This is a genomic window from Bacteroides faecichinchillae JCM 17102 (genome assembly GCF_000614145.1).
GTDB classification, from domain to species: domain Bacteria; phylum Bacteroidota; class Bacteroidia; order Bacteroidales; family Bacteroidaceae; genus Bacteroides; species Bacteroides faecichinchillae.
This window is the reverse complement of the sequence record NZ_BAKK01000004.1, coordinates 133,621-146,807: the sequence shown is the minus strand read 5'-3', so window position 1 is coordinate 146,807 and position 13,187 is coordinate 133,621. Positions and strand designations below refer to the sequence as shown.

The following is a 13,187-nucleotide window of genomic DNA, read 5'->3' as shown; positions in this document are numbered from 1 at the left end:
TAATCAAACTCAGTTTTTTTATTATCATTCATGTAATGTGAACCTGGCTGATTTTACATCTCGCTGTTCGGCCCAATCATAATCTCAAAATCACCGGGCTCAGCAACCAATTGCAGGTCATAGTTATAATACTTCAACATTTCCGGTGCTATTTTGAAATAGACATATTTGACGTCTCCCGGTTCAAGAAATATTTTCTGAAAACCTTTCAGTTCTTTGACGGGACGGGTAGAACTACCTACCATATCTCGGATATAAAGTTGTACAACTTCCGAACCCGGCCAATTTCCTGTGTTGGTTACTTGTACAGTTGCCGTCAATTCACCGGTCATACCAATACTGGAATGACTCAAAGCCACATCACTATAAGAGAAGGTGGTATATGAAAGCCCAAAACCGAACGGGTAAAGCGGTTCATTGTCTACATCCAGATAATTAGTGCGGAATTTTTCGAACCATTTACCCTCGGCTAAAGGACGTCCGGTATTCTTATGTGCATAATAAAGAGGAATCTGACCTACATTCTTAGGGAAACTCATGGTGAGCTTCCCTCCCGGATTAACATAACCGAACAAGGCATCACCAATTGCATAAGCAGCTTCACTTCCCCCAAACCATACATTCAGAATGCTAGGAACGTTTTCTTGTTCCCAGTTTAGTGTGAGTGGGCGACCGGTAAACAATACCAGTACGACAGGCTTTCCTGTTTTCACCAATTCTTTCAATAAGTTCTGTTGCACGTCCGGAATGTTCAGGTCTGTGCGGCTACTACTTTCCCCACTCATCTCCGAAGATTCTCCTAAAGCTGCAATGACAATATCAGATTGTTTAGCTATATTTAAAGCTTCATCCAACAATTGCTGATCTGTACGGTTATCTCGGTTTAGAGAGCGTCCGAACATGGTAGCACGTTCTTCGTAAGCGGCGTCACTGACCAGGTTACTACCTTTTGCATAAAGAATGTTAGCTTTACCCACAGTCATCTCTTTCAAACCTTCCACTAATGAAGGACAACGATCCAACACTGCTGCCACACTCCAAGTGCCTGGCATATTTGTCCGGCTATCAGCTAACGGGCCTATCACTGCGATGTTACCTTTCGGATTGAAAGGAAGCAAAGGTTCCGGTGCTACTCCCGGGCGTCCTGGTACAGGATCGTTCTTCAAAAGCACAAAACTTTCGGCTGCAATTCTACGAGCTGCATCACGATGTGCTTTCGTAAAGATGTCGCGTGCCGGACGTTTCGGATCACAGTATTTGTATGGATTATCAAACAATCCTAATTTATATTTAGCTTCCAGAATTCGTCTACAGGCTGTATTCAATGTTTCCATTGAAACCTTACCTTCCTGAACAGACTTTTTAAGTGTTCCGACAAATCCTTCACTGACCATATCCATATCTACTCCGGCGTTAATTGCCCGTGCGGATACTTCTTGCAGATCACCGATTCCATGATCAATCATTTCAGAGATTCCTGTATAGTCGGTAACAACAAAACCATTGAATCCCCATTGACCACGTAGAATGTCGGTCATCAACCATTTATTAGCAGTGGCAGGAATACCATCTACTTCATTGAATGATGCCATTACACTACCTACACCGGCTTCTACAGCCGCTTCGTAAGGTAACATATAGTCATTGAACATCCGTTGGCGGCTCATATCCACCGTATTGTAGTCACGTCCGGCCTCACTTGCACCGTATAAAGCAAAGTGTTTTACACATGCCATGATTTCATCATTCCGTTCCATGTTTTTTCCTTGGTAACCCATTACCATTGCTTCGGCAATCATAGCTCCAAGAAATGGATCTTCACCGCTACCTTCGGATACACGTCCCCAGCGAGGATCACGTGAGATATCTACCATTGGGCTAAATGTCCAGTTGATACCATCTGCACTTGCCTCGACAGCGGCAATACGTGCCGATTCTTCAATCGCTGTCATATCCCAGGTACAAGATAAGCCTAATGGAATAGGAAACATGGTTTCGTATCCATGGATAACATCCATTCCGAAAAGTAAGGGGATACCCAAACGGGAGTTCTCTACTGCTTGTTTCTGTACATCCATGATACGGTCAACTCCTTTTAGATTGAAGAGACCACCTACCTCGCCTTTCTTGATTTTAGTGGCAATGTCACTACTTTTGGCTTGCCCTGTAGTGATCTCGCCTGTTACCGGAAGATTTAATTGTCCAATTTTCTCTTCCAGTGTCATTTTCTTCATTAAGACATCAATGAAGCGGTCCATATCTTGTGGCGACTTTTGTGCCGCCACATTCATGAGTCCTGCTGAGAATAGCAGGATAAGTAAACTTAATTTTTTATAGTTCATCATTCTAACTAGTTTTTATTGAGCATAGTCAGGATTCTGTACTAATACTCCTTTTGATTTATCAATCTCTGTCTGAGGTAAAGGAAGTAATGCATTCTTAGGCTGGTAATTTACCTTTCCGGCAGCATGCAACACTTCGCTGGCGATCCCCCAACGAACAAGATCATAAAAACGGTCGAACTCCATACCTAGTTCTACGCGACGTTCGTGGCGAATAGCCTCACGCAATTCTGACTGATCATTCGTTGTTATCTTAGGTAGTATACTGGTATCTTTACCTCTGGCACGTGCTCGTACCATTTCCAGATAGTCAACTGCTTCTCCCGGAATACCTTTTTCATTAGCTGCTTCTGCTGCCATCAATACTACGTCAGAGTAACGAATCAAACGGATATTCACCCAGAATCCTTTATTGGTATATTCCTTACGTAGTGCGGGGTCGGTATATGCTTTCTTATTGAAATAAGCTCCTATGGCTGGGGAAACCGGAGATTCTCCATAAGGTTCATTTGTATTTTCCGGAGTAATAGGGTCACTATCTGATCTGCGGAAATAAAGTAAAGTTGCATTCTTACGAGGATCATTGGGCTCATAGGCTTGTGCCATATATTCTGTTGCCATATTCCATCCCCAGCCGAGGTCCCATTTATCGGCTCCACGAACTCCTTGCACTTCTGCAAATTGGCTACCGATAATGTCACTTTGAGGTAGAGCGGCTGTTGCAGTACATTGGAGTTCGAATATAGAACCTCCACTATTCTCTCCATCATCTGTGAAAATCTCGTCATAAGGAGTATTCAGATTATATAAACCTTTATTGATGACATCAGTAGAAGCTGTGTACATATTGTTCCAGTCGTTACGCATCATATAAGTTCGTGCATGAAGAGAACGGGCTGCTCCCCAAGTCAGTCGTCCGGTATATTCAGAACTCCAGGTTTCGGGCAATGTCTCTTCTGCTGTTTTGAGGTCACTGTCAATCTGTACATAGATTTTTTCAGCGGTAGTTTTCGGAATGTTGGCTTCTGAAGCATCGTTGATTTTGTAAGTCACTAAAGGTACTTCACCGAAGGCACGTACCAGATTGAAATAACAGTAAGCGCGGAAGAAAGATGCTTCTCCCTTGTTGATCAAATCTTCAGCTTCTGTCTGTCCGGCTGTTTCTTTGGCGGCAATAGCTTCAAGAATATCATTGCACTGATAAATGATGGCGTAATTCTGTCCCCAATAAGCTCCCAATAGTCCATTGGTAGCTGTATAGATAAAATCATCATACATTTCAGCCACATCGGAACCATCGCTGGCAATACTTCCTTTTTCCGCATCTTCAGAACGGAAGCTGTGGATGGCAAATGCGGGAGGACCGGCAGTAATGTTATAGTTACGCATCATGGTGTAGACATTGTAGATTTTACCGTTCACTAAAGCATTCGGATTGTCATCTTCAGTGAACTGTCCCTGTGGACTGCGGTCCAGAAAATCACTGCAACTGCTAAAAAATAATGCAGTCGTAGCAATACAGATTGAGAGTATATATTTATCTAGTTTCATACAACTATAAATTTTAAAGAATTAAACTTATGTTCCGTATAGGAACTTGGCAGCGGCACTTTGCCACTAGAATGTTAAATTGATACCGAAAGTATAAACTACAGGTATAGGGTAGCTTCCATTGTCCACTCCAAAGGCAGTTGCTGTACCACCTAATTCCGGAGTATACCCAGTATTATGTTTCCATGTCTTCAGGTTCTGTATATTAACGTATACCTTCAAGGCTTGCAGGCGGATCTTTTCTAACAATGATTTGTCGAAAGCATAAGCAAGTTGTACGTTACGGATACGGAAAAAGCTACCGTCTTCAATATAATAATCTGAATTCAGTGTATTGATGGAATGTTTGGAATTCAACAAGGGTTGGCTGTTGGATGTACCTTCACCATGCCAGCGGTCCATACGCTGTGACAAATAGTTGAATTGTGCAAAGTTATAATTGTCCCAAGTACGGAAAATCTCGTTACCGTGTTGCCCCATCATATCGACACCTAATGTCCAGTTCTTGTAAGTCAGTCCGAGAGACAAACCGTAAGTGAAATCGGGAGTAGGATTACCAATCATAGTACGGTCTTCCGGAGTGATGTCTCCGCTACCGTCTACATCCGCAAACTTCAGGTCACCGGGGGTAACTGTGGCAAGCGTATTTTTAGGAGAAGAATCGATGTCTTTCTGTGATTGATAAACACCTTCCACCTTGTAACCATAGAAATATCCGATAGGATAACCTGCCATGGTATAGCTTTGTTGCTTGTCACCTGCAATGATAGAATATCCTTCTTGGACAAGGCTTTTCACTTTATTCTTGATCGTGGTAAGATTGGCACTAACTGAGTATCCCCAATCGCCGATCTGATCACGCCAACTAATAGCCATTTCCACACCTTTATTTTCAATTTCTCCCAAGTTACCGATACCGGGAACGGTTCCTGAGATACCGGGAACTTCTGCAAGAAGGTCTTTAGTATTCTTCTTATAATATACTCCTTCAAAATGCAAACGGTTGCGGAGTACATTCGTTTCAAAACCGGCTTCCCATGCTTCTACTTTTTCCCAACGGAGATTGGGATTAGGCAGATAGGCTAGTTGATATCCGGGATAGATAATGGATGGTTTACCGAATACAGCCGAATAAGCATTTGTCAATAGCGGTTCAGCAGGGTAAGCTTTATCCAGGTTTTGGTTTCCTAAAGTACCATAAGATGCTTTGATTTTCAACATGTCCAACCATGTGATATCTTTCATAAACTCTTCTTCACTCATAAGCCAACCAGCTCCTAGAGAGAAGAAGTTTTGCCATTCATTACCAGTGTAAGAGAAGGCGGAAGAACCGTCACGACGGAATGAACCGTTGAACAGATATTTCCCTTTATAATTGTAAATAAGACGTGCCAGTAAGGATACAGTACTCCGTTCCCATTGGGTACTTCCGTTAGTTGCAGTGGCTGCATCGCCAATGCTCACAAACCATTTATCCGGATCATTTGGAATAACAAGACCTACCCCTTGTTTACGTGCTCCGTCAAGACGACTCAACGAATTATAGTAGGTTGTAAAACCGGCAGTTGCTGTTAAATTATGATTACCATTATCGAAGCTGTTGGTATAAGTCACTAAGTAATCACTTTGCACTTTTGTTTCATTCTCTTTGAACTGGCTGACTTCAGTTTTACCTGTGCCTAAGGTAGCTACATTGCCACTAACGGCAGAGTCATATACTTTCACAATAGGGGTGTAAGTCCTTCCGTTGTTGGACCCATAATCCATAGAGAACATAGCTTTGAAAGTAAAGTGTTTCAGGAAGTTCACTTCACCATAGATATTTCCTGATGCACGGTAATTCTCTGCTTTGGTCGTATTAGCTTTTAGATCTACATCCACCATCGGGTTATTGATCTGTGCTTTCTGAAATTCTGGTAAAGCAGCATAAAGTCCGTATTCATTGTTATATACAGGAGCGATAGGTGTAGCACGCAGTGCACCTAGTACTTGTTTGGAATCTGCCGGAAGCATCCGGGCACCGTTAAATTGGAAACCAACTTTCAGATAATCCGTAATCTTGTAATCATTGCTTGCATTGATTGTTACTTTGCTGTATTTCTCATGCTTGATGTTACCTTGTTCGTGAGAATAACCCACACCTAGATAAAAACTATGCTTGGCGGAAGCACCGGTAATACTGATATTATTGTTAGTGATAAAAGCATTTTGGAAAATCTCATCTTGCCAGTCGGTATTGGCATCCCAACCTGAATAGTTGAATGGATTATCTTTCTGATTTGAAAGTTGTTCGCTGTAGAGTTCTTTGAATTGTGGACCATTTACAAGGTCTATTTTATCTACTACTTTTTTGAAGCCAAATGAAGTATTGATGTTTACTAGAGTCTGTCCTTCTTTAGCTTTTTTTAGTTGTAATGATGATAACACCATTTGCTCCGCGTACACCAAAAATAGCCAATGAAGAAGGGTCTTTTAAGATTTCCATAGATTCAATATCTTCCGGATTAAGGAAATTGATATTGTCATTGAACAGTCCGTCTACAATATACAATGGTTTGTATCCATTAATAGAGTTTGTACCACGAATACGAATTTCCGGGTCGGCACCTGCTCGTCCGGAGTTTACGATTTGAACACCGGCTACTTTACCTTGAAGAGAAGATAGAGGGTTCATTGCCGGTTTGTTGGCAATTTCGTCTCCTTTGATGTTGGTAATAGAACCTGTCAAGTCTCTTTTCTTCGCGCTACCGTATCCGATGACCACTGTTTCGGCCAATAACTGAGAATCTTCTTTTAAGGTTACATTAATAACACTCTGTGTACCTACTTTGATACTTTGTGTAGCCATTCCCACATATGAGAATACCAACACGTCTTCTGGAGTCACAGAAATTGAATACTCGCCGTCCATATTTGTGACGGTTCCGGTAGAAGTACCTTGTACTACCACTGATACACCTATCAACGGTTCATTGTTTGCATCTGTTATTGTTCCTGTCACCGTTTTGGTCTGTGCAAAAGCGGAAACAGAAGTCAGCAACAAGTAAGCGAGCGCCATTATGCCCTTTAACCGGTAGGTTTTCTTTTGAAGATGTTGTAAAAGTCTAGTCCTCATTGCATTAAATTTTTCCATTTGTTATTATTTAGGTTGAAGTCTTTCTTGCCCATTCCGGACGAAGTATTAATGGAAACAAACAAATTGCAAAAAAGATTTTGGAAAAGAGGAGAATGCTTGTTTTTAACACAAGACTATAAGATAAATAGTTCTTGGATTCTAGCCAAAGTTTTGCTTTAGTTAGAAACATAACTATAATTTACGTATAAAATGAGATCATAAATTGGGATATCTTGATCTATCAATCAAAACATTTTTTCCGCATTATTCATACAATGTATAACGTCTTCTTTCGTCCCACTGAAAGGACCTGACTTTTCAATCTTTAATGTAGACATGGCGGCAGCAAAACGTCCGGCTGTAACAATATCTGTACCCAACACCCGTTGATATAAATATCCGATAGTGTAAGTATCCCCACATCCTGTAGCATCTACAACTTGTGTCGGTTTATAGGCAGGGATTCTATGGAAGTCGAAACCGTCGAAAATAAGCGAACCCATACTTCCCAAAGTGACCAATACTTCTTTTACTCCCCATTCATATAGCTGGCGGGCAGCTGTTTGGGGATCGGAGAATCCGGTTAATACTTCCATTTCGTGTTCATTGACTTTAAGGAAGTGGATATATTGCAGAGCTTCTAGCTTATTGGTCCAGTCTATAGGGTAGACGTATGTATCACGTACTTCGCGCAGATAACCCTGAGAGTCTACAGCTATCAATCCTTTCTTTGACAATTCTTTGATCACGTCTACTGAAAAGTCATCAGCTAATAAAGATCCTAAGTGATAGATTTCCGCATCAATGTCTTTTACTGATTCAACGGTGAACGGATCTGCTTTTGCTAGTACTCGTTGCTTGCGGTCATCGGGATTTTCTCCATAAATATTCTCAAAATAAACAGAATATTTGCAGGGTAAGACCGTGGTGTCAATACCTGTTTCACGTAACTGTTCCACTACATTGATTTCTGTAGCACCTACAGAAGTGACTAATTTATAATTAAAGTCCTTGAAATGGGAAATGGCTTTAGAACAATAAAAAGCAGTACCTCCTGGCATATAGACTGTATTTTGAGGAGTAATTACCTTGTCCAATGTGATATGCCCGATGCAGCAAAGTTGATGTTTCTTCATATATGTGTAACCAATTAAAAAGCCTTCAAGATATATTCTTGAAGGCTTTTTAGTTTATTCTGTGCGGCTGATAGGACTCGAACCTACACGTCTCTCGACACCAGATCCTAAGTCTGGCGCGGCTACCAATTACGCCACAGCCGCAGGTGTAACATTTTTGTTTAGCGGTGCAAAGATAGGAAGATTTTCTGATTTGACAAATAATTAAGCAATAAAGTTACTCACTTAAAATTTCAAATGCTTTTTCAATCAGTGTATCTTTGCCTTTAAGTTGGTCTTCCTCAGTCATATCGACGGGAATATCCGGTAAAATACCATTCTCCAGCGGTTTCATATTTTTATCAAAATGTGGGCTGGCAGAGAAACGGATACTCCAACCATTTGGTAGCTCGGAAGTGAAAGGAAGTCCGGAACCGCCTCCTGTCTGATCTCCTAATTGGATAATATTATCATTTTCAATACTACGCATTGCGTTTACAAAGTCATTAGTTGCACTGTAACAACGGCGGTTAGTCAAGATAACCACTTTCTTTTGCCAACGGATACTGCTGGATGGTTCTAGGTAGACTGGCTCAGGATCAGAGAAGTCTGAATGTCCTGGTCCGTTTTTATGCTGGATAAATCCGGTCAATACTTTTTCATTAGTAAAGCGTGCGGCGATGCGTTCGGAATAAGTCAGGTTTCCTCCTCCGTTATCACGTACATCGATAATTAGCCCATTACAAGTAGATAGATAAACAAGGATTTCATCCAAGTTACCATTTCCTACTCCGGAACTGAAACTTTCGTATCGGATATAGCCGATATTGTTATCGAATATTTTATATTTCATTCCGGCGGAGGTACGATATCCTGAACTTGCACTGCCCAGGTAAGTCTGATAAAGAATATCCTTCCGGTAATTCCAAGGAAATCCTTCATACCACGCGTCATAATAGGAAGTTCGGCTGGCAGAGGAGAGGTTTACATGTCCATCTTTCAGGATGAACAGCATTTCGCTTAGTTTGTCGAATAAATCCTCATTAGTCATTTCCGGTACAATATATTTCCGGTATTCTTGATGTACTGCGTCCCAATCAATTCCTTTCTCTTCCAGAAAGCAGTATTGTTGGTCGATGATTTTCCACAGTTGTTCGAAGTTACCAACAGGATCGTCGGCATAATTATCTTCTCCAATGCATCCGGACAGCAAAGGGATGCAACAGAGTAACCGGAATATATATATAATTTTATTTTTCATTCTAATTTCCTTCATTACAGTTTTAGTAAGCTTGTACAGCAGGTGGCAGGGACATAGCCTGTTTGTTAGAAACACGGAATAAGTTCTTTACAAATCCTACCATGAACACGTGAGAGTAGGTATGCGTCTTGATTTTGTTTACATTAGACTGTTGCAAATCAGCTAAATAACTAAAACGCATTTTGGTATCTCCTATAGGTAAATCGACAGAAAGCATCTGACGAAGAGATGGCTGATTATGAATAGAAGTAAAACGTACCACACCACTTGCATTTCCCAATGAGAAAATCTCATAATATGATTGTCCGTAATGCGGTGAGAACATCAGACCGATGACTGGCAAATTGACTTGATAACGCAACACTATCGGATAACGTTTAATTTTTAAATGCCAAATAGCCATACCTGAAGCATCTAGATTAACGTATGCACGTGCAGAAGCTGGATTATTACCGTTGCGGAGGTTATAAACAAATCCACCGTTGAGATCAAATAACCCACCTGCCAATAGTTTGAAGTTGTCTGTTAACCGGAACTGGTAGTGAAGTCCGTAATTCCAATTCACTAATCCGGAAAAAGCATTATTATTGTCTGCACGATTGTGAGTGTATCCTAAATCGGCCTGAAAGAAATTTTGTACAGAGACATTTCCGTCGAATAGTTTTGTCATTCGCATTGTTTCACGGGAAATGCGAAAGTCAATTCCTTTGTATTCCTGAGGCGAGAGATAGGTATCGAACACATTAGTGAAACCAACACCATACATTGTAGAACGTGTCACATAACGGGTAGGATCGGAAAAACCTTCTCCTGAACTTTCATTATTCTGTCCCAAGCTAGGGAGAACATGGACCATCAATGTGATTAATACTATAATACTTTTTCTGAATTCTATCATTCTGTTCTATCTTTATTCCCTTTCCAAAAGAAAGGGGATGAAAGGGAGGTTCTAAAATAATTTCATCTGCCCTGTAATCTCATCAATGATATCTCCTTCACTTTTATCGCTGTCCGGATCTAGATTTTCCACTTCCTCTTCCGTCTCCTTCTGCTCTTCCTGCAACGGTTCGGGAAAACGAAGCGGATCGAGTTCATTGATCGTTTCGATACCAAACGTTGAAATTCGTTTTCCTTTTGCCTTGAAACCTTTCACTGCAATAAATTCTTCTGCATCTATAATCAGCGGGTCACGGAAACTGTCGTGTCCACCAAAGACTACTTCCAGTCTTGGGTAATATTCATCCGTAAGCAGGATGAGGCGGTTGTTCTTGTTGTCTCCCAGATAATTCTGTTTACGATTGGTACCTTCAAAACAGAAACGTTTCAGATAAGGATAGTTCTGCTGGTCGGCATCATATAGTGCTGCAGTCCATACTTTATTGGAGTCAAACTTCTCAACAATGCTCACATTATCTTCGTAGTGGTTGCTTAGGTCAAAGTTAGTAGTATAGAATTCGCCATTGTTTAATACAACCAGAATCGTATCATCACTTTGGAATTCTCCCAAATACTCACCCCTGCCATCATAGTTGAGACGGAGTATGTCACGGTCAAACCATACTTTTCGTCCTCCTAAAGTAGATCCCCCCTTCTGTTTCAGTGTTATCTTATGGATTGGAAGGCGAGTTAGGATGACGCCTCGTGCCTGACGACCTTTAATACCAGTTTCACTAAAGTCATGTTCGAAAATAATACGTCGTACACGTGGATTCGGTTTTAGAGTCACTTTTATAATTTCTGCTTCTCCGTTCGGGTTAGCACTGAAATATGTGATGCGTGAGTCCGGTGTGCCTTGAGTGACGTCATACTCACGATCGCGTACCACAGAAGTAACAGCGAAACGTTTAACGTAAGTGGTCCCTTCTTTGCCGTCCCGATAGGCCACATTGTAAATAGTGCGTTTGTCGTTCTTCTTAAAGACATTAACATAAAGTACATTTTTACCCACGAACTTCTTGTCTGCTACCGGGGTTACAATATATTTTCCATCACGAAAGAATATAATCACATCATCAATATCCGAGCAACAGGCAACGAATTCGTCTTTCTTTAAAGAAGTACCAATAAATCCTTCTTCGCGGTTAATATAGAGCTTTTCGTTAGCTTCCACAACCTTAGCCGCTTCGATAGTGTCGAAGTTTCGAAGTTCTGTATGACGTGGGAAGTTTTTGCCGTATTTTTCTTTTAGCATCTGATACCAGTCAATAGTATATTCTATGATATTTGCTAGATGATGGTCTATCGTAGCGATCTCTTCTCTCATTTTGACAATCAGTTCGTCGGCTTTATCCGAGTTGAACTTCAAGATACGTCCCATTTTGATTTCCATCAGTTTGAGAATATCATCTTTCGTCACTTCACGGATAAACTTTGGATAGAAAGGAGTCAGTCGTTTGTCAATATGTTTACAAGCAGCGTCCATATCTTTGGATTGTTCGAACTCTTTATCTTTATAAATCCGTTCTTCAATAAATATCTTTTCGAGAGAAGCGAAATGGAGGGCTTCCAATATTTCGTTTTTCTTGATTTCTAGTTCCTGTTTCAGCAAGTCTAATGTGTTGTCTGCTGATTTTTTCAACACTTTACTAACAGTGAGGAAGTGGGGTTTACTGTCATCAATCACACAGCAGTTCGGTGAAATGCTTACTTCGCAATCGGTAAAGGCATATAAAGCATCGATAGTTTTATCTGAAGAGGTACCGGGAGCCAGGTGAACCAGAATTTCCACATTGGCAGCCGTATTATCATCCACTTTACGTATTTTGATTTTCCCTTTATCTACTGCTTTCAGAATAGAATCGATTACAGAAGAGGTTGTCTTACCATAAGGGATTTCCGTGATGGCTAAAGTCTTATTGTCTATTTTATTGATTTTGGAACGTACCTTTACGACACCACCTCGTTCGCCATCATTATATTTGGCTACGTCTATTGAACCCCCTGTTTGAAAATCGGGATAGATTTGAAAAGGTTCATTACGTAAATAACTGATAGAAGCGTCGCAAAGCTCGTTGAAGTTGTGTGGTAATATCTTTGATGAAAGTCCAACAGCAATACCTTCTACACCTTGAGCCAGCAATAATGGAAATTTGACAGGAAGTGTGACTGGTTCTTTGTTTCGTCCATCATAAGACAGTTTCCATTCCGTAGTTTTGGGATTGAAAACAACGTCGAGTGCAAATTTAGAAAGACGCGCTTCGATATAACGTGGGGCTGCTGCACCATCACCGGTGAGAATGTTACCCCAGTTACCCTGACAGTCAATAAGTAGGTCTTTTTGTCCTAATTGTACCAAGGCGTCTCCAATTGAAGCGTCACCATGAGGGTGAAACTGCATGGTGTGTCCCACTATGTTGGCTACTTTGTTATACCGTCCGTCGTCCAGACGTTTCATTGAATGCAGAATACGACGCTGCACAGGTTTTAAACCATCATTAATATGAGGCACTGCACGTTCCAGAATCACATACGAAGCATAGTCCAGAAACCAGTTCTGGTACATACCTGTGAGTTGATGTTTTACGTTTTCGTCTCGCCCGTCAGCCGGCTTATAGTCTGAATGTCCTTCTGTTATTTCGTTAATTTCGTCACTCATAAATTGCTGTATATACTTCATTTTAACGCATACGTTCGCAAAAATACAAAAAATAAAAGAGATTTTAATGATGAAAAGAAGAGATTCATTATGTTAAAAGCTGATAACGAGGAAGAATTGTATGATAAACTGAGATTCCTGCAGTTTTTTTACTTTTAAATGTCATTTTAGAAATGAAAAAAATCATTATTAACAGGTCTATGTCATT

Annotated in this window: 5 protein-coding genes, 1 tRNA gene and 2 pseudogenes; all 8 read right to left on the bottom strand. The window is 40.8% G+C overall.

What is annotated here, in order from left to right; translation table 11 throughout:
• Positions 1-24: 24 nt before the first annotated feature.
• Positions 25-2,342 (bottom strand): annotated as a pseudogene (bglX, locus tag JCM17102_RS26015) (beta-glucosidase BglX).
• Positions 2,343-2,357: 15 nt separating this feature from the next.
• Entirely contained in the window at positions 2,358-3,893 is a 1,536-nt protein-coding gene (locus tag JCM17102_RS03500) for a RagB/SusD family nutrient uptake outer membrane protein (RefSeq protein ID WP_025074006.1), read from the bottom strand.
• A gap of 66 nt (positions 3,894-3,959) precedes the next feature.
• A pseudogene (locus tag JCM17102_RS26010) lies at positions 3,960-7,026 on the bottom strand (SusC/RagA family TonB-linked outer membrane protein).
• A 227-nt stretch (positions 7,027-7,253) separates the two neighbouring features.
• The gene (locus JCM17102_RS03485) at positions 7,254-8,144 is read right to left on the bottom strand and encodes a carbohydrate kinase family protein (protein WP_025074005.1); all 891 of its coding nucleotides are present in this window, start codon (positions 8,142-8,144) and stop codon (positions 7,254-7,256) included.
• A gap of 62 nt (positions 8,145-8,206) precedes the next feature.
• Positions 8,207-8,288, bottom strand: a tRNA-Leu gene (locus JCM17102_RS03480).
• Positions 8,289-8,361: 73 nt separating this feature from the next.
• The gene (locus JCM17102_RS03475; protein WP_025074004.1) at positions 8,362-9,384 is read right to left on the bottom strand and encodes a S41 family peptidase; all 1,023 of its coding nucleotides are present in this window, start codon (positions 9,382-9,384) and stop codon (positions 8,362-8,364) included.
• 22 nt (positions 9,385-9,406) lie between these two features.
• Positions 9,407-10,282: a DUF3316 domain-containing protein gene (locus JCM17102_RS03470; RefSeq protein ID WP_033886495.1), complete on the bottom strand. Its 876-nt coding sequence runs from the start codon at positions 10,280-10,282 to the stop codon at positions 9,407-9,409.
• Between the two features lie 51 nt (positions 10,283-10,333).
• Positions 10,334-13,000 carry a DNA gyrase/topoisomerase IV subunit A gene (locus tag JCM17102_RS03465; RefSeq protein ID WP_373278857.1) on the bottom strand — a complete coding sequence of 889 codons (2,667 nt, stop codon included), beginning with the start codon at positions 12,998-13,000 and terminating at the stop codon, positions 10,334-10,336.
• Positions 13,001-13,187 lie beyond the last annotated feature (187 nt).